The organism is Arenibacter sp. P308M17, from assembly GCF_003426735.1.
In the GTDB taxonomy this organism is placed as follows: Bacteria; Bacteroidota; Bacteroidia; order Flavobacteriales; family Flavobacteriaceae; genus Arenibacter.
The window spans coordinates 36,649-61,146 of the sequence record NZ_QVON01000006.1; the positions used below are offsets into that span (position 1 = coordinate 36,649).

Annotated in this window: 16 protein-coding genes; 8 read left to right on the forward strand and 8 right to left on the reverse strand. The window is 38.8% G+C overall.

Features of this window, described 5'->3' with window-relative positions; genetic code table 11:
* Positions 1-71: 71 nt before the first annotated feature.
* Together D0S24_RS14595 and D0S24_RS14600 are read right to left on the reverse strand one after the other, a co-directional pair.
* Entirely contained in the window at positions 72-974 is a 903-nt protein-coding gene (locus tag D0S24_RS14595) for a diacylglycerol kinase family protein (RefSeq protein ID WP_117020616.1), read from the reverse strand.
* Positions 974-2,377, reverse strand: a complete 1,404-nt coding sequence (locus tag D0S24_RS14600) for an LTA synthase family protein (protein WP_309545100.1) — start codon at positions 2,375-2,377, stop codon at positions 974-976. The genes D0S24_RS14595 and D0S24_RS14600 overlap by 1 nt, the downstream gene beginning before the upstream one ends.
* A 731-nt stretch (positions 2,378-3,108) precedes the next feature.
* Here D0S24_RS14600 and D0S24_RS14605 point away from each other — a divergent pair.
* The 3 genes from D0S24_RS14605 to D0S24_RS14615 all read left to right on the forward strand — a co-directional run bounded on the left by D0S24_RS14605 (position 3,109) and on the right by D0S24_RS14615 (position 5,841).
* Entirely contained in the window at positions 3,109-3,849 is a 741-nt protein-coding gene (locus tag D0S24_RS14605) for a phosphatase PAP2 family protein (RefSeq protein WP_117020618.1), read from the forward strand.
* A gap of 269 nt (positions 3,850-4,118) precedes the next feature.
* Positions 4,119-4,838, forward strand: a complete 720-nt coding sequence (locus D0S24_RS14610; protein WP_147321467.1) for a hypothetical protein — start codon at positions 4,119-4,121, stop codon at positions 4,836-4,838.
* A 208-nt stretch (positions 4,839-5,046) separates the two neighbouring features.
* The gene (locus D0S24_RS14615; protein ID WP_117020620.1) at positions 5,047-5,841 is read left to right on the forward strand and encodes a PepSY-like domain-containing protein; all 795 of its coding nucleotides are present in this window, start codon (positions 5,047-5,049) and stop codon (positions 5,839-5,841) included.
* An 87-nt stretch (positions 5,842-5,928) separates the two neighbouring features.
* Here the strand turns inward: D0S24_RS14615 and D0S24_RS14620 are convergent, their stop codons facing one another.
* A complete protein-coding gene (locus tag D0S24_RS14620) occupies positions 5,929-6,396 on the reverse strand; it encodes a PepSY-like domain-containing protein (protein WP_117020621.1) in 468 nt (155 codons plus the stop codon).
* Between the two features lie 516 nt (positions 6,397-6,912).
* Between D0S24_RS14620 and D0S24_RS21415 the strand changes: the two genes are divergently transcribed.
* Positions 6,913-8,844, forward strand: a complete 1,932-nt coding sequence (locus D0S24_RS21415) for a glycosyltransferase (RefSeq protein WP_069858026.1) — start codon at positions 6,913-6,915, stop codon at positions 8,842-8,844.
* Between the two features lie 817 nt (positions 8,845-9,661).
* On the opposite strand, the gene D0S24_RS14630 is transcribed toward D0S24_RS21415, so the two are convergent.
* Complete coding sequence (locus D0S24_RS14630) at positions 9,662-10,114, reverse strand: PepSY-like domain-containing protein (RefSeq protein ID WP_069858024.1); 453 nt, start codon at positions 10,112-10,114, stop codon at positions 9,662-9,664.
* A 194-nt stretch (positions 10,115-10,308) separates the two neighbouring features.
* Positions 10,309-12,726 (reverse strand): TonB-dependent receptor domain-containing protein, encoded by a 2,418-nt coding sequence (locus D0S24_RS14635; protein ID WP_117020622.1) that lies wholly within the window; start codon positions 12,724-12,726, stop codon positions 10,309-10,311.
* Between the two features lie 985 nt (positions 12,727-13,711).
* Here D0S24_RS14635 and D0S24_RS14640 point away from each other — a divergent pair.
* From D0S24_RS14640 to D0S24_RS14650, 3 genes are read left to right on the forward strand one after another with little or no spacing between them, the layout of a single operon-like run.
* Positions 13,712-14,794, forward strand: coding sequence for an efflux RND transporter periplasmic adaptor subunit (locus D0S24_RS14640; RefSeq protein WP_117020623.1), 1,083 nt, complete (start codon positions 13,712-13,714; stop codon positions 14,792-14,794).
* 24 nt (positions 14,795-14,818) lie between these two features.
* Positions 14,819-18,064, forward strand: a complete 3,246-nt coding sequence (locus D0S24_RS14645; protein ID WP_069858020.1) for an efflux RND transporter permease subunit — start codon at positions 14,819-14,821, stop codon at positions 18,062-18,064.
* Complete coding sequence (locus D0S24_RS14650; protein WP_117020624.1) at positions 18,054-19,505, forward strand: TolC family protein; 1,452 nt, start codon at positions 18,054-18,056, stop codon at positions 19,503-19,505. The genes D0S24_RS14645 and D0S24_RS14650 overlap by 11 nt, the downstream gene beginning before the upstream one ends.
* 846 nt (positions 19,506-20,351) lie before the next feature.
* Here D0S24_RS14650 and D0S24_RS14660 read toward each other — a convergent pair.
* From D0S24_RS14660 to D0S24_RS14670, 3 genes are all read right to left on the reverse strand, one after another.
* Positions 20,352-21,608 (reverse strand): cell wall metabolism sensor histidine kinase WalK, encoded by a 1,257-nt coding sequence (locus D0S24_RS14660; protein ID WP_251795799.1) that lies wholly within the window; start codon positions 21,606-21,608, stop codon positions 20,352-20,354.
* Positions 21,609-21,610: 2 nt separating this feature from the next.
* Entirely contained in the window at positions 21,611-22,285 is a 675-nt protein-coding gene (locus D0S24_RS14665) for a response regulator transcription factor (RefSeq protein ID WP_069858015.1), read from the reverse strand.
* A gap of 73 nt (positions 22,286-22,358) precedes the next feature.
* On the reverse strand, positions 22,359-23,468 hold the full coding sequence (locus tag D0S24_RS14670) for a serine hydrolase (RefSeq protein ID WP_181938112.1): 1,110 nt from the start codon (positions 23,466-23,468) through the stop codon (positions 22,359-22,361).
* A 411-nt stretch (positions 23,469-23,879) separates the two neighbouring features.
* On the opposite strand from D0S24_RS14670, the gene D0S24_RS14675 reads away from it, so the two are divergent.
* Positions 23,880-24,323 carry a hypothetical protein gene (locus D0S24_RS14675; RefSeq protein ID WP_069858010.1) on the forward strand — a complete coding sequence of 148 codons (444 nt, stop codon included), beginning with the start codon at positions 23,880-23,882 and terminating at the stop codon, positions 24,321-24,323.
* Positions 24,324-24,498 lie beyond the last annotated feature (175 nt).

Here is a 24,498-nt window from a genome sequence, read left to right on the forward strand (position 1 = left end):
TCTATGGTACTAAGGTAGTGGTGAAATCTAAAGATAATTTAAAGTGTTTCGAACACGCTCGATACCTTGACCTAAATAAGGTTTTCGGGAACAATAACTTCCAATTCATGTTCTTCAATTTGAATGGAAATTCTTCCGTTCGGAACTTTATGTAGTTCGCCATCGATTTGAGAATTCAAAGTGGTACCTCCCTGATTGGTCAATACCAAACTTTTTGTCTGGAAACTTTTAACTTCCTTCATTAAATGAGACTTGTTCAAAACCATTAAAACGCCGAGCAAAAGCATTTTAAACCTACCGATTTTAGATATTACCAGTACATCCAAAAGTCCATCCTGAAGAGAAGCCTTTGGGGTTAAACTTAACTTATAACCCATCTCATTGGAATTGGACGCAAATATCATGAAAGGATCTGTCAGGATGTTCAGGTCATTGATGCAAATCTGGATTTCCTTGGACGCCTTTGATTGTCTAAATGTCCTTAAACATGCCATTAAATAGCCAGTTAGAGTTCTTCTTTCTGAAGATTCATAGTTTTTTATGACACTTGCATCAAAACCGATGCCTGTATTGCTGAAGAAATATTTGTCGTTGAAACGGCCGACATCAATTCGGACCGTATGCCTGTTTTTTATCAATTCCAGTGCCCTTCGCAAATTTTTTGGAATGCTAAGATTGGATGCCAGACCATTGCCTGAACCAATAGGAATGATTCCCAATGGTATGGATGTGCCTACCAAGGAGGACGCCACTTCATTGACCGTGCCGTCACCACCACAAGCAACTATAATATCTGCACCTTCAGCAATTGATTTCTTTGTCAGTTCAATAGCATGTTTCTTGTGAGTGGAATACTTTACATGCAAATTGTGAAAAGTATTAATAAAATATTGTTCCAAGTATTCCTTGGTAAGTGGAGACTTGCCATTACCCGCTACTGGATTAATAATGAAATGGATATGCCTGAACCCCATTAGTTAGCTGCTTTTAGGCCATTGTTAATGTAGAGATAGTCGGAAACTTGGTACCATGATATTGTATTTCGTAGGAAATCATTATCCATGGGCACACTTTTCAAGCTATTGTCTGAAGATTTCCATTGGTAAAAGTTTGCCGATTTTTGATCCCCAAGTATCATCACCTTATCTTCTTTAAGTAAACCCAACTTTCTGTAGTTGCCAATAAAAGCCCTTTCATCATCAGGATTCATTTGCAGGATGTCCATACCAAATAAATTAGAAGTGTAATCCCAACCCAGCAAACCAAACAGCGTTGGGAACATATCGATCTGTGAACACAATTTGGATATTTTATTTTGAGCCATATTTGGCAAATTATATATCAACGCAGGAATATGATAATTTTCAACGTCCAATTCCCATCGGCCGGCACTACTGGCACAATGATCGCTCATGATTACAAATACGGTATTGGTAAACCAAGGTTTGGTTCTTGCCGTTTTTAGAAATTCCCCTATAGCATAATCCGTATACTTTATGGCACCGTTTCTTCCAGTGCCAGAAGGAATATCTATTTTTCCCTCGGGATAAGTATAGGGTTTATGATTTGAAGTGGTCATTACAAAATCGAAAAAAGGCTTTCCAGTTTGGTAGGCGTTATCCGCCTCTTTTATGACTTTCCTGTAAATGTCCTCGTCGCAAACACCCCAAGCGTTCTCAAACGTTACTTCATCATCTTCTATATTGGTGCGGGTTGTACTAATTCTTTTATCCAATAAAAATCCCCTACCTCGATCAATGATGTTGAAACCGTTACCTCCGAAATAGGTATTCATGTTGTCGAAGTAGCCATCACCTCCGTAAAAGAAATTTCGGTCATAACCTTTTTCCTTGAACACCTCGCCAATGGTAAATAACCCAGTATTATTTTTACGTTTTACTATGCTGCGACCTGGAGTAGGAGGAATGGACAGTGTAATGGCTTCCATACCACGTACGGTGCGTGTACCCGTGGCGAATAAATTAGTAAAAAAAATGCTTTGATTCGCCAAGGAATCCAATGTTGGGGTTATGTTCAACTCACTACCCAATGTGTTCAAATATTTTCCACTTAAACTTTCAATACAGATAAAAATAATATTGGGTCTTTGTTCAAACTTTAGACTATCTGAATTCTTTATATTTCTAAAAATTTCATATTTCGAAGGATTAACAAATGAATCTCCCTTTTTAGAGAATTCCGCTTTAACGGTTCCAAAGGCCTCATTTTCGGCAATAGTCCTATAAAATTCCTTATATGCAAGTTCATTATTGCGAAAAGCCGCAAAGAACGAATAAATACCAGCTTTGGCCAATTCATTATTATAGCGGTTTTCAGAGAAATCAGCTTGTTTGTTGGTTACAATTAGACCGCTCATCGTTGCAATAAAAACCCAAGGTAATGCAGCAATTAATCTAACTTTAAAACTAGTTTTACTGTTAAAAGTTTTACTAAAACACCCCATTCTATTTATGATAAAAATGCTTGTCAACACTAAGGTGAGCATCAAGGAAATCAAAATGGGCAATGGATAGGATTCGTTTATATTTTTTATCACCTCATATGTGTAGATCAGATAGTCGACAGCTATAAAATTAAAACGTCTTTGAAATTCGTCCCAAAAAGTGATCTCCCCAAAAAAAGAAAAGAAAAGAATCAAAATACCCGAAAATATTCCGAAATAAGTAATGGCCTTATCAACAATAGACCCGTAAAACCGAACCGGAAAAAAAACTAAATAAATAAGATATGGAATAGTAAAAAATGAAATTGTAGCGAGATCGAATAATGAACCGATAAGAAAAGTTAGACTTAATTGAGTAATGTTTTTATCAACTTCAGAGAAATTCCAAATCAAAAAACTAAGTCTAACAATGACTGATAAAATTAGGAATAGGCCAATAAAGGCTTTGAATAATGCAAAACGGGTTGGAAATAATCTGAACATTACCAGGATTTATTAATAAACACCGAAAGTAGTTCAAGAATCTAAAGGAAAATTAAAGTTTCAGAGTAGTTGTGTATAGAAACGCTAAAATTACAATTTCGGGGTCTTTAGATTGTATTAAGAATTGAACACTATGTTTAATTCCTTAAATACATTTAGTTATGAAATTAAAATATTCATATATACCATTTCTTATTTTGTCAGCAATTTCATCGCTCAATGCTCAACAAGATTCCCTAAAGTTTAAAATTCAAAAGGAACGTACATTTTTACAGAAGGCTATATTACCGACGTCTTTGATTATTGGAGGTTCTTTAATTAGTGGAAGTGGTTTGGAGAGGGGTTTTCAGAAAGACGTACGAAATGCCGTAGGGAACGATTTTGCTTTTGCCCTGGATGATTATACAAGGTACGTGCCCATAGTGGAGATGTATGCCGCTGATGCATTTGGAGTAGAATCAAAAAACCATTGGTTCGACCAATCCAAAAACCTGACCATAGCTATTATTGTTTCCGATTTTATTACATATAGACTAAAAAAATGGACGAATAAACGCCGTCCCAATGGAGGGGATATACTGCAATCATTTCCGTCTGGGCACACTTCGTTCGCATTTACGAATGCGGGTGTTTTATATCAAGAATTCATAAACACGTCGCCCTATTTGGCTTACAGTGGCTATATAATGGCAACGACTACAGGGGCTTTCAGGGTTATGAACAATGCACACTGGATCAGTGATGTAATTGTGAGTGCCGGTATAGGTATTTTGGTCACGGAATTGGTATACCTATTTGACCCCATAATTAAATGGAACCCATTTAAGAAAGTTAGAGGGATTAGTTTTATTCCCCAAATCGATAATAACCAGTATGGGTTTTATTTATGCAAAACTTTTTAATTCTTCAAACCAATAGATAACTGCAAATGAAATGGATTGATTTATCTTGTAACAGAATTACACAATGAACTAATAATATTGGATTTAAATATCTTAACACCCTAACTCTGAAAGTAGATTCAGTAATGTCAAAACACCATCATTCTCAAAACCTTCAGATTTTAATTAGAATTCCTTTAAGGTTCCTAAAGAATTAGATACTAGTATTGTTATTGAGTAATAAAGTTCGAGCTACTACTCGGTTTACTTATTGCTTTGAACAATTTTAAATGATGATTACAAAATATCGATTTCATTTTTACAGTTTCATCTTCTCCTTAATTTTTTTATTACTCTCTAATCCTGCAATGGCCCAATTTAATGCAGGTGCTTCTTATGGTATTCAAATTCCGGGCAGACAGGATTTGAAATTTAGGTATTACGAAAATGGGCGGTTGAAAAAAAATTTGAGAACAAAATATGTTAAGACAGCGATCAGGAATATCTTAAATATTAATGCTTTATATTGGAGAAATAAGTTTGGACTGCGTTTTGATTATTATAAATGGGAACATTTAAGTGTGGCTAAAGTGTTTACAACAGGGGAGTTGCCGCCTTTTTTCAAGATAGAACAAAGTAGAGAAGCAATTTTTTTAAGTCCGATGATTAGATTTGGTTGGCCGTTTAATAAATCCTCGGATATTTTAGGCAGACATTTTTCATTTGCAGGAATGGGTTTAGGTGAAGCCCTAACCGAAATCGAACCAGGCAGGACACAGTGGCGAGCTGCTTTTCAGGTTTTTTATGGAATTTCTGTTCCAATTACAGCTAAACTAAAGGTGCATGCTTCATTTAAATATCTTCTAACTCGCGATGACGATAACTTGGCACCTAAAGACAATGGATGGAAAGTGGATACTTCTGGTCGATGGCACCTATTTAGATTTGGACCACATTGGGATACTAAATATCACGTACTACAAATAGGTTTACAATGGCAACTATTCTAAAGTAGTAACATTCAGACCCTTTAGATTCTCTATAGCTTTCCTAAAGAATTCATATTTAACTTGTATGACAAACTCAAAACTTTATTTATTTAACATATCTACACTCCAATTCTTATCACCAAAATATGAAGCAAAACTAAAACCAGTGATTTGGTCCAAGCACCTATTAGTAGAATAGAACAATACCTAATTTTTAAATCAAAATAATATGAAAACATTAAATAATTTATCAATACTAGCATTTATAGGCTTGGCCTTTCTTGGTTCATGTAGCAAGAATGCTAGCCCCACGGATGGGCAGCTTGCCTTAGCAGGAATAACTGCCCTGGCCGATACAAAGATAACCTCAACTGATTTACCACAGATTGTTCAGGACTATGTGGCTACAAATTATCCCAATTCCACAGTTTCCAAATCGGAAATGGAGGATAATGGTAATTTTGAAGTAAAGCTCAATAATGGCGACGAACTTATTTTTGGTGCTGATGGAGCATTTATAGGTGTTGACGACGATATTAATGAAGATTTTGGAGATATTGCTTTGGATGCAACGGCTTTGCCACAGTCCGTTCTGGACTACGTGAAGGCAAACTTTATAGGTTTAACTATAATCAGTGCCTCGATGGAAAATAATGGACATTATGAAGTGGCACTTAGCGATTCAACTGAGCTTGTTTTTGATAGTGACGGGGTGTTTTTGGGAGTTGGGGTAGATGAGAATGAAGCCCAAGGAGATGAAAATGACAGTGACGATGTTAGTATGTATGGAGATAATCAAAATGGTGTCCAACATGAGGACGGAACGGTCATCGATGCGGCTATATTGCCGCAGTTGGCCAAGGACTTTATTTCAACAACATATCCCAGTGCTTCTATAGTAGAGGCCCGTTCGACGCCAAACGGGAGTTTTGAGGTAGAATTAAGCAATAAAATTGAGGTTATTTTCGATACCAATGGAAGTTTTGTAAATTCTGAAGACGGAAGTAGAGAGGATGGAGATTAGGCACGGTAGTAATTAGAAGTGATAAAGGGGCCCTGAAATTAGAGGGGCCTTTATTGTTGTTCCATAATTTAATAATGTACTTGATATTCAGTCATTTTCAATATTTATGCGCGAAATAAACCTATAATCATCCGGTGGAATGATTTGGTAAGTTCCATCTTTGTTGAAGTAAATACCAAATAGCTGACCCTTATTTTCGATTTCGAAAATAAAAGAAGTGGACTTTTCTGAATTCTTTTCGAAGACATTGAAAATGGTGGCGTCCGGATACATTGAGTAAATTTTATTCACTATATTCTCCGGAATATCGTCATCATGGATTTCTATTTCCATAGCCTCGAATGTTCCTGTTGGACTGAAGTTTGCCGTTATGTAATGATACTTCTCGATATAAAATGTGGCTGACCAATCATTATTAGGGGTTTTTGCCCAAACCAAATCCTTGGCACCAAAGAATCTGTCCAAAAAGGCATCTTCGACTGCTTTGGGAACCTTCTTTAAACATGACTGTAAAGCTACAAGTAACAAAATAAAAAATGCCATTTTAATTTTCATATTGCATATAATTGAATTTTATTATAAGGTTCAACGTATGTTACATTTAGTTTGAAAAACTGTTAAAATTTTACTTTTCATACTTTGAAATGCAAAATTACCTCATGATTCTAACCTTAGTCTAAAGAGAATCTAAAGGGGCTGGAAATTTCCTGAAAATTATAGCAGCTAACTAGTAAAGAAGCCTAAAGAAAATCATTTTTAATTAGGGTACTCCAATAATGAGTTTCGAAATCCGCAATACACATGGGGATCAATATTTTGGAAAGTAATCGGAACAATTCCGATTATTTAGCTTATCAGCATGCATTCAGTATGTCTTTAGAAATCCTTTAGAAAAACTTTAGAAAGCAAATCTACCTTCACTTAATATAATTGCAAATTTTAAAAGTATGGTGTTAATCTCTCGTACCTATTCTTATAAGATTCTGTTTAGGGGAATGGATTTTTTGGTACAGTGGATTAGCCCAAGATGAAAGGGAATTCTTAAATACTACAGAAACTAAATGTTGGAAAATGAATATAGGTTTTGATGCTAAACGAATATTTCATAATGGAACCGGCCTCGGGAACTATGGAAGGGATACCGTCCGAATAGTTCATGACCATACCTCCATTAACAAATTATTGCTTTACAACCCTAAACAGTCAAAGTACAGCCATATGATTCCTTTGCAAAGAATGCAAGTAATTTATCCTTATGGATATTTATGGAAAAAACTATCCTCTCTCTGGAGATTGTGGCCTGTAACCAAACAAATAGTAGAGGACAAAGTAGATATATTTCACGGATTAGCTGGAGAAATTCCATTTGGGTTAACTCAGAAAAAGATACCAACAATTGTTACAGTACATGACTTGATTTACCTTAGTCACCCACATTATTATCATTTTATTGATAGAATTATATATACTAAAAAAATCAGACATGCCGTCCAAAGAGCCGATAGAATAATTGCCATTAGTGAACATACCAAACTTGAATTGATTAAATATTTGGATGTTGCTCCGGACAAAGTGTCAGTTGTTTTACAGGGGTGCAACGAAGCCTTTAAAAAGAGTTATGAGTTAGAAGAAAAGGAGATTATAAAAAGGAAATATGATCTTCCGGAACATTTTATTTTGACTGTTGGTACAATACAGGAAAGAAAGAATGCTTTGGCAATCATTAAGGCCATATTGGGAACGGATTACCATTTGGTATTGATTGGCAATGAAAAAGGATATGCAAAGAAGATACATAAATACATAGCCGAAAACAAATTACAAGGCCAAGTTATCTTTCTTAAAAATATTGATGTATTTGATCTGGCAATCATATACCAATTAAGTACCCTTTTTTGCTACCCTTCATTATGTGAGGGTTTTGGAATTCCTATAATAGAGGCACTCTTTAGTAAAGTTCCTGTGATTACTACCAGAGGGGGATGTTTTCGTGAGGCCGGTGGACCTAGTTCGGTTTATATAGAACCTTCTAATATTGAATCCCTACGATATGAAATAGGGCGCTTAATGGGCGATAGTGACCTGCGGTATCAAATGGGAAATGAGGGATATGCCTATGTACAAAAATTCACGGATAATCATGTGGCATATAACCTTTTTGAAATCTATAATTCGGTGCTAAATGAAAATTCCTCTAACAACACTCCTCTAGAGCTAAAAGCAGATTTTCCCTCAATAGCAAAAGGCAATTTAATCACTGCATTATTAATAACTTATAATGAAGGTCACAATATTGAGGAAGTTATTGAAAATATCTCATTTGCAAATGAAATAATTATTGTGGATTCATATAGTACTGATGATACCATGGAAAGAATTAAAAAGTTCCCTCAAGTAAAGGTAATCCAGAGGGAATTTGACAATTATACGGAACAAAAATCGTATGCCTTAAAACAGGCTAGCAATGAATGGATACTTTTTTTGGACGCAGATGAAAGAATTCCCGAGAAATTGAAAATTGAGATACAGGAAATTGTTAGACAACCACACGTAAGTGAAGTAGCATTTTTTTTCTATAGAAAATTCATGTGTAAAGAAAAAGTTTTGAGATTTAGTGGATGGCAGAGTGACAAAAATTATAGACTATTTAGAAAAAGCAAGGTGCACTTTGATCCCACCAAAATAGTTCATGAGACTTTATTAGTCAATGGAAAATCAAGCTCGCTTAAGAATCGGTTAATACACTATTCTTATCGGGGATATGAAGAATATAAACTAAAAATGTTGAAATATGGACACATGAAGGCTTTGGAGGAACTCAATAAAGGTTATCATCCAAATCTTTTTCATTTTGTAGTAAAGCCCACCTACCGTTTTGTAAACAATTATATATTTCGACTAGGTATGCTAGATGGGAAAAACGGAATTATTGTTTGCTATCTGAATGCGCTTAGTGTATATCATAGATTTAAAGAACTTAAAAGACTAAGAAAAGGATATTAATGTCCTTTCCTATGTAAGCAAAAACTATTAGGAATTGAAAAAGCCTAGTGGTTGTAAGTAATTCCATATTAAAAGAAACTCTAATAATTTCTTTGGCAAAGAAACTAAATTATAAAAAGGAAATTAACGCTAAATAGAACCTTTGGTCAGAATTTAAAAAAAGTCATTCTGAAGTGAATGTGTGGCGATGATTAAGTTGAAGTTTATACTATTGTAATTATGCCAATTGGAATCGGGATAAATTAATTATCAAATTTGTTCCAGTTCAAAAAAAGTTGAGACACCAAATGCATTTCTTGGCTATATATATCTGAAAGTTAAATGTATTTAGAGAGCGGTTGACTACGCTTTTTCATATTCCATTCCTAGGTGAAAATTATTTTAGCAGACTCTAGATTATGTTGCTCTGGGAAGGGGAGCTAATGGGATTTATCCAATCACAGTAAAACTAAAGGATGAAGTATATTGCCCTTGAACTTTATGGTATGATCATAGAAATCCTATATTTAAACTTAAGAGCCAGGAGTAAAATTATCTACATATCATCGCTGTAATGGCCAACTTGAGCGAATTGATTGTACTGTAATTAAAATTACAAATATGACCAGTCCATCAGCGAAGTTTGGAAAATCAAGAAAACTATTGGTGATTGTGGGAACCCTTTGTATAAAGAATTGTACGTTATATGAATCTAAAAAACAATCAAAATCCACTAATGTAATACAGTAATAAAAAATGGTCGAAATTTTCACCCCGACCATTTGTTGCAAAAAAAAATCAACAATCAAATAAACACTTAATTTTAATTAGGTCAAGATTATTCTTGAGAAGTTACTTTTGAGATAACATTTCCTTTCAGGTCTATAGTAATTTCAGTATTCAATTCTCCTTTTTCTAGTTCAAATTCATACACTGAACCACTTTGAGTTTCTGAGATTTCGGCTTCTTCAATTTTATAACCAGAAAATTCGGTATCCAAAATTGTCTTAATGTTCGAAGGGATTGCATTTCTTTTTATTTCATGTTCGGTTTCCTTCCATGTACCATCCTCCAAAAAGTTGGCGGAATACTCCATACCTTTTATTTTGAATTCACCTTCCCATTCGGAATTGGATTCTTTTTCCCATTTGACTTTCTTTATATTCGGAAATTTTTTGGCAAAAGCTTCTTTAACTCTTATGGGAACATCTTTGTTCGTGTCAAAGGCATATATTCCTGACCCGATGACTGCCGAAAAAAGCACAGCTCCTAAAATTTTTATTTTTTTCATAATTCCTATATGTTTTAAACTTTAGGTTAAATGTACGGTCCAATTCTAAAGTTGGTTTGAAGGAAATCTAAAGGAATTAAATATTTCTAGGTTAAAAAAAATTATGGAATCATTAATATCAGCTCAGGGTCAAGATCCAAAACTAAATGCGTATCTGAGCAATTTTATAGAGAATTTAATGAGTATAACTACGACTAGAATCTATATTTGAGCCCTGCCCTTATAATCTGGGTTTCGTAATAGTTCTCATAAAGGGCTATAAAACCTTGGCCTTCCACTTCTTGACGGATACCGAAGGTGTTGAAGATATCGGCAGCCGCTAAGGTCAGTTCGCCCTTGTTGTCCCAAATATTCCTTTTAAGTCCAAAATCGACTGAGGAACGTCCCAATTGTTCGCCCTGCGGAATATTCCTTTCAGAGTAGTAAACGCCCGTCAACTGTGCGGAAACTTCCCAAGGCAGTTTGAATTCACTGGTCAGCTTGGCATCCCAGGCCTCATCACTGGATTCGGAGATAATGAAGGGCCTTTCGAACGGAAAAAGCAACATGCCTTGATAGGCATCGATGGCGTTCACATAATAGTTGACCGTGGCAGATAGTTTAAAGGAATTGGAAATATCCTGGCTTAACAATAGTTCGATGCCCGTATTGGTGGCACTGCCCGTGTTCTGGTAGATGCGGTTTACAATATCGTAGTCGGGATTGGAATCGTCGATGGCGAAAATCCGCATGTACTGGTCCTGGATGATCCTATGGTAAAGTGCCGAAAAAAGGGAACCCGTCCCCCATGAATATTTATGGGCCAGTTCAAAGGCATCCGTAAATTGTGGTCGCAGGTACGGGTTGCCCACTTTTAACAGTTCGGGGTCGTCATATTTCGGAAAGATGCGTAGTTCGGGTTCACCGGGCCGGTCGATACGCCTGTTATAGAATGCGGAAATTTTGTTGCGGTCATTGAGCTTATAGGTAACCCGCACACTCGGAAAGAATTCAAAATAGTCGTATTCGTCATTGTTGGGATAGTAGGCGTTCCTAGGATCCAAATCGTAGAACACATCGGTCTGTTCGGCCCGAAGTCCGGCTTCCACATCGTATTTTTCCTTTTCCAAAAGATAGTTGACATAGCCCGCATAAAGATTTTCGCCCCAATCGGAGAATGTTCCCAGATCGGGATAGATGATAGAATTGTTACCTGGTGTAATGGTATAATCCACGGGCAGCCGACGAATCCGCAGTTTGGTACCCAGTTCTACGCGCCCGTTTTTTAATGGCCTGACATAATCGACGGAGACACTGGTCGTATTCTCAATGGCGCGGATGTTCGTTTTGTCCCGCCCAATGCGTACCGAAGAACTGTCATTCAAGGAATAGGTTTCGTCTTCCAGTCCCTGCGTGTATTGGGCGTTGGCGCTCAAGTTATGCCCGGCCTGTTGGAACTTGTGGCGATAGTTCACCGTAGCGTTGATGTAGCGTGTAACCTCTTCTTCCTGCCAATTATAAATGCGGTTTCGGGTATCTGTATCCAGATCAATAAAGGCCACTTGGGCAGTATCGATATGTTTTTCCCTATCGTAAAGACCTGAAAAAGTGAAGCTGTTGTTCTCGTCCGGGTCGTAATCGAAACCGCCATTAATGATGGACCTGAATTGTTTTCGGTTCTCGGGAACTTGCGATATAATATTACGGCCATCATCATAGTTACGGGTCGTGAACTCGTTGTTGGGCAAGGCTTCCTGTAGAATGAATTCCGATTGCAGGAAATAGTTGATTTTGTCCTGCTTGTAGTTCAAGTTGATACTGGGAATCAATTTGGGATTTATTGAAAAACTGCCGAGATCCGACTTGGTATCTGGTTTACGTTTCCCGAGTGCGCCTAACCCAAAGGAAAGTCCTACATCGCCGTTGAAGCCCGATTGTTTTTCCTTTTTGTAAACGATATTAATGATACCCGCAAATCCGTTGGCATCATACTTTGCGGATGGATTGTTAATAATCTCGATTTTATCGATATTGGATGCAGGGATGTTGCCCAACCCCTTTTGGTTGCCAAAGCCTGTTAGGCTAGACTGCTTCCCGTCGATCAAGACCACCACTTTATCACTGCCCCGTAAGATTACTTTCCCCTCTTGGTCAAAAGTCACTCCTGGCATGGTTTTCATGGCATCCAAAACGGAACCCCCGGATTGTGCAATATTATTATCAAGATTAAAGGACTTCTTGTTAAGGTCTGAATTGGTGGTCGCTTCGGTACCTGTTACCTCCACTTCGTCCAAAGCCTCCAAAGAAGGGGCTAGCCCAACCTTGCCCAGATCGAAAACGGTGTTCAGTCCACCTGCCAATAATGTTTGTTGCGTTCCAGAATATCCTATAAATGAAAAGTAGATCACATATTTGCCCTCGGACAGTTCCTGTATTTCGAACCTACCATCGATATCTGTTATCGCTCCTGTTACCAAGGTGTTGTCTTCAAAAGTGTGAACTGCAACATTGGCAAAGGGCAGAGTTTCTTTGGTTTCGGAATCGAACAATTGACCACTGACGATTATCGTTTCTTGTGCAATTAGGAATGAAAATGAACTTAGTAAAAAAAGGAGGCTCAGCGTTTTCGACATACTTAGGATTTGGTTTGAATAAAAGCCAAAAATAAGATGGAAAATTAAAGGGAATCTAAAGTTAATGAAAATATAATTTGTAAAGGTTTTTGAACCCTAATTAAAAATCAGCAATTTAAGAAGCTTAGCTTTAGGTTTTATCTGGGTTGGAAAGGTTTGAAATAACCCACACCATCAATATTACGCATTTGGATTTCTCTTGAATATTTGAATAATATTGAAAATCTAGGCCCTAATAATAACCTAAAAAAACCTAGTAAAAAATCCTACAGGGACATCGGACGGAACGTGCTTCCCCTTAAAAAATTGGCTGAATCCTATGCTTCCGATATGGCGAGTTCTCAAAAAAAAACTAAAAATTAAACCGTATTTCTAAAAATAAAATACATTTTCACTCAAATTTAATTGATGTGAACGCATTTAAATCTTGCATTTGTAAGCAATTTTTACCTCTGTTTATTTTCTTGTCCCTCTTTGCGGGTCACAGCCTTTCTTTTGAGAATGGTCCGGAAGTTTCTTCTTTGGGAGAATTTAGAAAATCCGGACAAAGCGTACATTCACAATATGCGTCATATATTCACGGCTTGTCATTACAGGACAAGCAACATATAGTCTATACTGAAACAGAAATCCAGTCCGAACAGGAATTTGAGGAAAAGGTTTTCTTGCCATTCCAGAACTTATTACAGTTAGTCAACACTAAACTTTCCTATTACTGTAATTCGCATTATCTAAAAGCTAGAGATGTTGAGCCAAAATTCCACGGCATACCACTTTATGCCATGTACTGTAGTCGCCGGCACCATCTTTTATAACATTTTACCTGCCTAATTTATCACCATCGGCCGTTGGTCGGAGTGTACAGGAAATCCATTTGCATCAAAAGTATATCGGGGCATTACCCCAATTTAGGGTGATTCTTTGTTGAATTGACCATGGGAATCCTACTTTAATATATCCAAAAAAAATTTTAAAAATTAAAATTATGAGGGCAACCCCCATATTCATTTGCATGTTGGCTATGTCATTAATTACAGGCTGTCAGAATGAAAAAGAAAAAAAACACGAAGCGACCAAGTATCTCGTTACTAGTCCGGTTAGAAAAGATACCTCAATTACCAAAGACTATGTCTGCCAAATCCATTCTATTCGAAACATTGAACTCAGGGCCTTGGAAAAGGGCTATCTGAAACAAATTTTCGTGGATGAAGGTCAAATGGTAAGCAAAGGTCAGAAAATGTTCCATATTATGCCCAATGTATACGAGGCAGACCTCCAAAAGGCCAGCGCTGAGGCCAAAATGGCGGAGATAGAGCTTCAGAACACCCAGTTATTGGCCGATGGCAATGTAGTGTCCGAAAACGAGCTTTCAATGGCCAAGGCGAATTATGATAAGGCCAAGGCAGAAGTGGCATTGGCACGAACACATTTGGACTTTACAGACATTAGGGCTCCTTTTGACGGCATTATGGATCACCTTCATGTGCGGGAAGGGAGTCTTTTGGACGAGGGAGAACTATTGACCAGTCTTTCTGATAATAGCAAAATGTGGGTCTATTTCAATGTGCCAGAGGCGGAATACCTCGATTACATTATCAGTGCCGATAAGGACAATAAAAAGGAAGTAGGTCTTTTAATGGCCAACAATAAACTTTTCGACCAAAAAGGGATCGTCGAGACTATTGAAGGGGAGTTCAATAGCGAGACCGGGAATATCGCTTTTAGGGCCACATTTCCCAATCCTGATAAAATATTGAGACATGGCGAAACAGGAAGTATAATAATGAAGGTACCTTACCTAAATGCCCTGATCATCCCGCAAAAATGCACTTTCGAAGTATTGGATAAAAAATATGTCTTTGTGGTCGATGAGCATGGAGTCGTACATCAACGTGAAATTATAGTAACAGGAGAACTACCCAACTTGTTCATTGTCGATAAGGGGCTATTGGAAAATAATCATATCATTTTGGAGGGTATTCGAATGGTCAAGGATGGCGAGAGCGTGAAAACTGATTTCGTAGAACCAAAATCGGTCATGGCAAACTTGGCACTCTACGCTGAGTAATTATCACATTAAATTCCATAAAAGATGTTTAAAAAATTTATAAAAAGACCAGTATTGGCGATTGTCATATCGGTAATGATCGTTTTTACAGGCCTTTTGGCAATTAAGCAATTGCCCATTTCACAATTTCCCGAAATTGCTCCGACAACAGTAAATATTTTTATAGCTTATCCCGGCGCAAGTGCCGATGTATTGGTGAACTCCACGCTCATTCCATTGGAAACCGCAATCAATGGGGTTCAGGGTATGCGCTATCTGGCATCGGATGCCACCAGTGCCGGCGAAGGTACTCTTCGTGTTATTTTTGAACCGGGCACTGATCCCAACAGAGCCGTAGTCATGGTCAAGACACGTGTGGATCAAGTGATGCCCAACCTACCCGAACTGGTACAAAAGGAAGGGGTCATCATTACCCCTGTACAACCGAGTATGTTAATGTATGTCAACCTTTTTACCAAGGACGAGCACCACGACGAAAAGTTTCTATATAACTATGCGTATACCAAGATTATCCCGGAAATACAACGTATAAACGGTATTGCGAGTGCTCAGATATTGGGAAGTAGAAAATACGCTATGCGGGTATGGTTGAAACCTGATCGTATGCGTGCCTATAATGTTTCTGCCGAGGAAATCATGGAGGCCATGCAGGAACAAAGTGTTATCGCCAGACCTGGAAGAATCGGCCAAAGCTCGGGGATAACATCGCAATCCTTGGAATACGTACTCACATATGAAGGAAGATATAATCAACCGGAACAATACAAGAATATTATTGTACGCGCCAATACCGAAGGCCAGACGATTACCCTGGGCGATCTGGCCGATGTAGAACTTGGCAGCGAATTTTTTGATATCTATTCCAATCTGGATGGCCGTCCTTCCGCTTCGATTGTTCTAAAACAAACGTTGGGGAGTAACGGTAAGGATGTGATCGACGAAGTTAAATCGAAATTGTTAGAGCTAAAAAAAGACCTTCCGCCCGGATTGGACTATCAAATCAGTTATGATGTTGCCTCCTTTTTGGACGCTTCAATCCAACAGGTTTTGCACACGCTTCGGGATGCCTTCATACTAGTAGCAATAGTTGTCTTTCTGTTCTTGGGTGATTGGCGTTCGACATTGATTCCTATAATTGCTGTACCAGTCTCGTTAATTGGTGCGTTTTTCGTGATTCAGCTCTTCGGTCTTTCAATCAACCTAATTACGTTGTTCGCTTTGGTACTGGCCATCGGTATCGTAGTCGACAACGCCATCGTCGTGGTTGAGGCGGTACACGTTAAAATGGAAGAGGAACATCTGAACCCCTATAAAGCATCGACCGAAGTGCTGGGAGAAATCGGTGGTGCGATTATTGCCATTACCCTTGTCATGGTTTCCGTGTTCATACCCATTTCGTTTATGACGGGGCCTGTGGGGGTGTTTTACCGCCAGTTTTCGATTACTATGGCAGGATCCATCGTGATTTCGGCGGTTGTGGCACTTACTTTGACTCCTGTGCTATGCGCGATATTATTAAAGAACAATCATGGTAAACCTAAAAAGAAATCGCCCATCGATAAATTTATCGATTGGTTCAACAAAGGCTTTGAAAGGTTGACAGGGGGTTATGTCGGATTATTGAACAAAATCGTTACTAGAAGATTCGTCACGTTCGGCATTTTAATAGCGTTTTGCGTGGGCATCGCTTTTACCAACGAGGTATTGCCGGCCGGGTTCATTCCCAATGAGGATCAAGGCATGATCTATGCGATTATACAAACGCCCCCGGGCGCAACCTTGGAACGTACCAACGATGTTGCCCGTAAATTACAACAGATTTGTGAGGAAATGGACGGAGTGGAATCGGTATCCTCATTGGCAGGATATGAGATTATGACCGAAGGTCGTGGATCCAATGCAGGAACTTGTCTTATCAATTTGAAACCATGGGGCGAAAGGCATCATTCCGTTCATGAGATTATGGAAGAACTGGAAGAAGAAACCCAAAACCTCGGTGCGCGTATTGAATATTTTGAACCACCCGCAGTACCTGGTTTTGGTTCCTCAGGCGGGTTTTCAATGCGGTTGTTGGATAAAACCAACTCTACAGATTATCATGCCTTTGGAAAAATCAACGATGACTTTATGGAAGCTTTGGGCAAGCGAAAGGAATTGACTGGACTCTTCTCTTTTTTCTCAGCGAACTATCCGCAATACGAGCTTAAAATTAATAATAAAATAGCCATGCAGAAAGGAGTTTCTATTGGAAAGGCGATGGAAAATTTGAACATTTTGATTGGAAGTACCTATGAACAGGGCTTTATACTTTATGGCAGGTTTTTTAAGGTGTATACCCAGTCTGCTCCTGAATATCGGGCACTTCCATCTGATCTCGAAAAGCTTTTTGTGAAAAATGAAGAAGGCGAAATGGTACCCTACTCAGCTTTCATGACTATGGAAAAAAAGTTAGGGCCAAATGAAATTACCCGATACAACCTCTATAACTCGGCAACCATAAATGGATTGCCGGCAGCAGGATACACCACCGGGGATGCTCTCAATGCCATCAAAGAAGTGGCGGCCGAATCATTGCCCCATGGTTACGACATTGCCTGGGAAGGCCTTTCCTACGACGAGGCTAATAGAGGAAGCGAATCACTTTACATTTTTATCATCGTATTGATATTCGTGTATTTTGTTCTTGCCGCGCAGTATGAGAGTTTTTTACTTCCGTTCGCCGTTATCCTTTCATTACCTGTAGGGATTTTTGGATCGTTCGCATTGCTGAAAATGATGGGCCTGGCGAACGATGTTTACGCCCAAATCGGAGTGATCATGTTGGTAGGTTTGTTGGGCAAGAATGCCGTACTGATCGTTGAATTTGCGGTGCAGAAACACCGCCAAGGGGCAACCATTCTCGAAGCGGCAATCGAAGGGTCTAGGGCTAGGTTCAGACCGATTTTGATGACCTCTTTTGCGTTTGTCGCAGGCTTGATTCCCTTAGTAATTGCCACAGGTGCCGGCGCCATCGGCAACAGAACTATTGGTGGTTCCGCTTTGGGTGGAATGCTTATCGGAACCATTGGCGGCGTCTTGGTCATTCCAGGGCTATACTACATTTTTGCAAAAATGGCCGAAGGAAGGGCACTTATCAAAGATGAAGCCAGTGAACCGTTCTCAGAAGAACTGATGCGGGTCAGCGAGCAGGAAAGTAAGACAAAAGTCGCACTTCGGGAGATGAGAAAACTGTTGAAAAAATTAAACAAAAGAGGAAAAGATGATAAATAAACTAAAGAACATCTTGAAAAAAGATAAAGTTTTTTTGATGATGGCGCTAATAATAGCAGCCCTGGATTCCTGTGTTCCCACAAGGGACTTAAAAGCGGAAAGCACCAAAATCCCAAGTAGTTACCAAAACCAATCGACCGACACCTTGAATACGGCGACTGTCAAATGGAATGATTTTTTTTCAGATCCATACTTGTCGGTCTTGATTGATTCGGCCTTGATGAATAATCAAGAATTGAATATTATGCTTCAACAGGTCGATATGGCGCAAAACGAAATCAAGGCCAGAAGAGGAGAATATTTGCCCTTTGTTGATATCTATGGTGGAGTTGAAATCGAAAAGGTCGGCGAATATACCAGAAACGGTTCAGTTGAGCATAATCTTGAAATTCGGGAAGATAAAAGATTCCCGGAGCCTCTCCCAAATTTTTCGGTCGGACTAGGGGCCTCATGGGAATTGGATGTTTGGAAAAAACTACGAAACTCAAAAAAATCGGCTGTTTTGGAGTACCTGGCATCGGTCGAGGGCAAAAACTTTATGGTGACCAACCTGGTATCGGAAATCGCAGCCAGCTATTATGAACTTGTCGCATTGGACAATCAACTAGCAATTCTTGACCAGAATTTGGAGATTCAACAGAATGCCCTGAAGATGGTTAGGCTCCAGAAGCGGGCCGCAAAGGTTACGGAACTGGCCGTTCGAAGGTTCGAGGCCGAGGTATTTAAAAACCAAAGTAACAGATTCGAAATCCAGCAACAAATTGTAGAGACCGAGAGCAAAATCAATTTCTTGATCGGAAGACCTCCCCAGTCCATTAAGCGAAACTCCGATGGCTTCATCTTTATGTCACTTGATAGTATATATTTGGGCGTACCTTCCCAATTGTTGCAAAACCGTCCCGATATACGAAAAGCGGAGTTGGAGTTGGCTTCCACTAAATTGAACGTCAAAGTGGCCAAGGCCAATTTTTATCCGTCATTGGGTATAAGAGCTGGGGTTGGCCTAGAAGCGTTCAATCCCAAATACCTGACCTCGATTCCCGAATCGTTGTTGTATTCTTTGGTGGGCGATATCGTCGGACCTTTGATCAATAGAAATGCTATAAAGGCCGAATATCAGAATGCAAACAATAGGCAGTTGCAGGCCGTTTACGAATATGAAAAGGCGATTTTGAACGGCTATATCGAAGTGGCGAATCAGCTTTCCAACATTGATAACCTTAAAAGCAACTATGAATTGAAGGCGAATCAGGTACGCGCACTTACTGAATCGATTGAAATTTCACTACAGCTATTTCGATCGGCTCGAGCCGATTATATGGAGGTATTACTGGTGCAGCGAGAAGCATTGGAATCAAAAATCGAGCTAATCGAAACCAAAAAAGAGCAGATGGGAGCCAGAATAAAAATGTACCAAGCTTTGGGAGGAGGCTGGAATTGAAATTTAAAAAAAAATAAATTTTTAAAATCATCTAAAACAGTTCATAATGGATACAATAAAGTCCCTCATGGATGCCCTAATTGTGACCGGCATTTTTTTACCCTTTGTCATATTAATCCACATCAAAATAAGTCCCAAAGAAAATTGTGGAGACAAATTAAGTACTTGGTCAAATAAAACTGATTAAAGATTCAAGAAAGGGAATTTTTGTGGCAGTTGCTGAATGGGAATTTATATTGATAAAAACTGCGATTTCTTATAAGGGCTGAACGGGGTACTTTTGAGGTTAATCCAATTGATTTGGAGAACTTCATAGAATGTAAGATTTGCAATTCGGTCAAACTTTTTAGAGTTATGGACAAAAAGCGAAAATTTTGGATAAAATCGATATGAAACCCCATTTTATAAGACATGGCAAGGAGCTGAAAATTATTAATTTTTACAACCATGACCGGATTTAAAGTCAATATTTGGAAGAGAAAAGAAAGGAGAAGTGGAAAAAAATGATAATATAATACAAACTATAAACAATTTGATGAGCCAATGCCCGTGTAATTGGAAATTTAACTCTTCTTGACATCTCTATATTCAGTATTAGGTATTTCTTGAGGGTAAGGGGATCGGTTAGCATTTTTATTATTCCCAGACAAGGCGGAATCTATCGTTCAAAAGTGCGTCCTATTAAGGGAAGGATACAAAAGGGAATGGAAATTTACCTAGAAATAAGTTAGCTGTGACCTTTTCGGTATATCTGGATTGAATAAAAACCAGAAATAAGATGGCAAACTAAGGTTAATCCAAAGTTAACGTGGAATCTATGAAATCATAGAGGGTATTATTCAGTTTTCATTTGAAGGTAATGGAGAATATATGGTTGCCTTCCTCAAAATGATAGCCTATTTTGAAACCATAGTAATCGCAGATACGCTTGACAATGGCGAGGCCCAATCCCGTTGATTTTGCGGCTTCCGACTCCCTGTAAAAACGTGAATAAAGCAATTCAGGATGCTCCAATGCCTTTGCGCCTTTGTTTGAGACAGTGAGGGAATTCCCCTTGGCCGATACTTTGATTTTACCTTCTTGTGGGCTGTATTTGATGGCATTTGATATAAGATTGTTGCAAAGTACTTCGGCCAAATGGACATCCATTTTAACCCTAATTTTGTCCCTATGGGAAAACTCGATCTCAGTGCTGGATATCTCATGGAAGTTTTGGACGGTTTCCTCGATCAGTCCCGTAATGTTGACCTGATTCAAGTTTACGAACTGCTTGTTCTCGATCTTTGTCAACAAGGTCAGGCGTTTGTTCATCTGGGTCAACCGTTGGATATCCTTTTGGATGGAGGTCAGCTGGTCGAACTGAATTTCAGTAAGAGTATCGCCATTGATGAAGTTTTCAATTTTGGCTTGGATAATGGCAAGGGGTGTCTGCAGTTCATGCGAAACATCCTCTGTAAATTGTTTTAGATTCTTATAGTCCGTCCGAACCTTATCGGTCAAGATGGTTACCTCTTTGTTCAGCTCGTTGAACTCCAGAATTCCACTTTTCTCCAAAGGAATGGGGGTATCGGAAGAAAGGGAAAAAGTTTTCATGGCCTCTAGATTACGAAAGAACGGATCCCAGAGTTTTTTGTTCTTCGCCCTGTTAAAATAGAACTGGATCAGAAAGACCAATAGGATGATGAACATATAGGAAAGAATAATGGCAATAAGGATATCCTCTGACTCTACTATTAGGTTGCGCACGGTGATACGGTAATAATTACCGTTAATGCTCTTATATGAGATTAGCTCCCTGAACTCCTCCATTTCATCTTGCGAGGGATCATAAATAATGGTGTCCTTGACTTTTTCGTTACCCAATTGTGCTACCTGTTCGACCTCGAAAACGGGCGGTAACGAATAAGGAGGTTTGTTTATACGCAAGGAGCTTTCGACCCTAGCCCGTGTGGAATACAGTTCTTCTTCTACCTCCCTCTGCATCAACTGCTTAACGTAAAAGTAAAGGGCTACGGTACTAATTACCATTAAAAAGGCACTCGTAAGCAAAAAGCCTTGAGAGGCCTTTCGGATTAATCGTACTTCTTTCGTATTTTTTTTCAATGTTAGTCCGCTATGAATTTATATCCGCTTCCGTAGGCCGTTTTGATATATTTCGCCCCCTGCGCGGTTATCTTTTTTCTCAGGTTGTTGATGTGTACGTAAATAAAGTCAAAATTATCGGCAAGATCACTATTATCACCCCATAAATGTTCAGCAATTATTTCCTTGGACAGCACCCTTCCTTGATTGGTCATAAAAAAGACCAACAGATCGTACTCTTTTCGGGTCAAAGACAATGCCCTTCCTTCAATGTACGCGGTCCTAGATTTGGTATCTACCTTGATCTCGTTGAAGGTAATGGTATCGTCCCCACCATATTTGCCTCGCCGTAGTACGGCCTTGATTCGCGAGTTGAGTTCCGCCAAATGAAAAGGTTTGGTTATGTAATCATCGGCACCGAGATCCAAGCCGTCAAGTTTGTCGTCAAGGGAGTTGTTGGCTGAAATTATTATGACCCCTGTCTCTTTTTTGTCTTTCTTAAGTTGTTTTAGTACATCCAGCCCGCTACCGGTTACCAAATTGATATCCAATAAGATCAAGTCGTAATCGTAGAGATCTACTTTATATGCCGCGTCGCCATAATCAGATGCGACCTCGCACACGTTGCCGTCCCGCTCCAGGTACGTGACTATGGACTGTTGCAAGGCAATCTCGTCTTCAGCTATTAAAATTTTCATTTCTTCGAATTTAGTACCATAAAGATAACCCTGTAATCTAAGTAAATTCTAAAGAAATTATTTTGGTCGATATTTATTTAGATTCCAACTGATCTATAATCTGTAAAAAAGTTTCCTTCCAGTAATTAGGATGATAGGAAGTATCGGTGTTACCAAAGCGAACGATTATAATATTCTTTTCGGGATACAAATAGAGAAACTGGCCGTAAAGACCAACGGCAAAATAGCTGCCATATTTCATGGGACCCAGACCCCAATTGTTATTGTAGTAATGTTTGTTGCCGCCACTGGGATCAGATGTGGTGGAATATGCGATCCACTTTTTGGGAACAATCTGCTGGCCGTTCCAATTTCCGTCATTTAAGTATAGCCGACCGAATTTAGCAAAATCGATCGCGCGTGCCTGAAGGCAACAGAATACTTTTTCCATGGCCTTTTCGTCTTTTCTGTCCAAGCTCCATGAGGCGGGTGCCTCCATACCCAAAGGTTTCCAAAGTTTCGCTTCCAAATATTCGGAGACCGTACCTTCAGTCACCTCCTCGATGATACGGCCCAAAAGTTGCGTATTGACACTGCTGTATTTGAATTTGATATCGGGCGTCGTCTCCAGAGTGGCATTACTTAATTCATCCCTTAGTCCGTTTCCCCAATAGTATTTTGCGTTGTCCGAGGTCAAACTGAATTTCCCGTCCGTGAACTTTATGCCCGAAGTATGGTGCAGGAGGTGGCGGACCTTAATCTTGCCCCATCCGGATCTATTTCGGTATTCGGGCAGATAATCAACGATACGATCTTCCACACTCCTTACTCGTCCTTCTTCAATCGCAATACCGATCAAGGTAGAGATCATGGGTTTTACCATTGAAAAACTGGATAACAGTGCGATATCCGAATAGGGTTCTTGGTAATACTCGTATAAAATGGTGTCATTTCGGATAATCAGAAAGGAAAGGGTTTTATGTAATTGTACGAGGCTATCCAAACTAACATTTGTGGAATTCAAATCCCTGTTGGTCAATCCAATGGTACTTCCGAGCTTATACTCCTTTTCTCCATAGGAAAAACAAAAAGGGGCACCGTTATTGTCTATTTGACGTTGAGCGAAATGCTTATAGTCGTTTTGATTGGGTAAGGCTCCATAACGAACGGATCTATAAATGGTACATGAATATGTACTTCCCAAAACCATTAATAATACTAAAACCCCTACTATAGTACTACTCTTTGGAAAGTAAAAATTGATGCAAAAGTAAGAATTAAACATTTTTTTTGCCGTTAATATCAACGGTAAGGTACTTCGTGAAACTAAAGTAATTCTAAAGAACTCTATCCCTCCAAAAACGTTTCTATAAATTGAGGATCGTGGAGGTCGGATTGTTGAAAACCCTTTTGTCTTATTCGATGAAAAACTTTGATCTATACAAGTATCCGATGATATAATTATCATCCAAAGTGCATAGATTGATTTCGCTTTCGGTTTTTAGCAATTCGTGGGCAATATTCCCAATTGCCAATCGTTAGCATCTTAAAATAGTAGGTTTTTTTGAAACATAATTGTTTGCCTACAAGATTAATTAATTTAAAAATTTTATTCATGAAAACCTCAGATCTATTTAAAACATTCATTGCAGGAGTTATGATGTTGACCGTTGTTTCCTGCAGTAAAGATGATGACCCAACAGCAAGAATCACCGTAAACGGTACCGTTTTGGTCGGTGATGTTTCCGATTTCAATGGTGATATCGATGCGAGTTTCACGGGTAACGGCGGGTCGCTTACGCGATCGTTTGTGTGGAACAACAGTCTCACCACAGCCGATTACAATGCCGATATTACGGCAACTGCAGAAGGTACCTTCCGAATGGTGGTCGAAGATTCTACTGGAGAAGTAGTTTTGGACAGAAGCTTAAACGGTGCCGTTGAGCCGGATTCATATAGTGGAGTCACTTCTAGCGGGGCTTCAGGTGTATGGACGACTACCATTACCGTAACAGATTTCAATGGTGATGGCAGCTTTTCGCTCAGTGAGGGCAACTAGCTCTTAAGTAACTAGAACTTAAAAAATTAGAAAACCCTGCCTGTTGCGGGGTTTCTTTTTTGGACATATTCTTGAATTTTTTAAAGAAAGTAACAAAAGAGGCTAGAGTATGTTCCGGTTCAAAAAGCTACGCTTGTTCTCTGATGGGTTACTTTTATGTTCGAATCTTAAAAGG

Coding starts and splice junctions, on each gene's coding strand:
- D0S24_RS14595 (WP_117020616.1), bottom strand. CDS start 974: ATGGGGTTCAGGCATATCCATTTCATTATTAATCCAGTAGCGGGTAAT.
- D0S24_RS14600 (WP_309545100.1), bottom strand. CDS start 2,377: ATGAGCGGTCTAATTGTAACCAACAAACAAGCTGATTTCTCTGAAAAC.
- D0S24_RS14605 (WP_117020618.1), top strand. CDS start 3,109: ATGAAATTAAAATATTCATATATACCATTTCTTATTTTGTCAGCAATT.
- D0S24_RS14610 (WP_147321467.1), top strand. CDS start 4,119: ATGATGATTACAAAATATCGATTTCATTTTTACAGTTTCATCTTCTCC.
- D0S24_RS14615 (WP_117020620.1), top strand. CDS start 5,047: ATGAAAACATTAAATAATTTATCAATACTAGCATTTATAGGCTTGGCC.
- D0S24_RS14620 (WP_117020621.1), bottom strand. CDS start 6,396: ATGAAAATTAAAATGGCATTTTTTATTTTGTTACTTGTAGCTTTACAG.
- D0S24_RS21415 (WP_069858026.1), top strand. CDS start 6,913: ATGAATATAGGTTTTGATGCTAAACGAATATTTCATAATGGAACCGGC.
- D0S24_RS14630 (WP_069858024.1), bottom strand. CDS start 10,114: ATGAAAAAAATAAAAATTTTAGGAGCTGTGCTTTTTTCGGCAGTCATC.
- D0S24_RS14635 (WP_117020622.1), bottom strand. CDS start 12,726: ATGTCGAAAACGCTGAGCCTCCTTTTTTTACTAAGTTCATTTTCATTC.
- D0S24_RS14640 (WP_117020623.1), top strand. CDS start 13,712: ATGAGGGCAACCCCCATATTCATTTGCATGTTGGCTATGTCATTAATT.
- D0S24_RS14645 (WP_069858020.1), top strand. CDS start 14,819: ATGTTTAAAAAATTTATAAAAAGACCAGTATTGGCGATTGTCATATCG.
- D0S24_RS14650 (WP_117020624.1), top strand. CDS start 18,054: ATGATAAATAAACTAAAGAACATCTTGAAAAAAGATAAAGTTTTTTTG.
- D0S24_RS14665 (WP_069858015.1), bottom strand. CDS start 22,285: ATGAAAATTTTAATAGCTGAAGACGAGATTGCCTTGCAACAGTCCATA.
- D0S24_RS14675 (WP_069858010.1), top strand. CDS start 23,880: ATGAAAACCTCAGATCTATTTAAAACATTCATTGCAGGAGTTATGATG.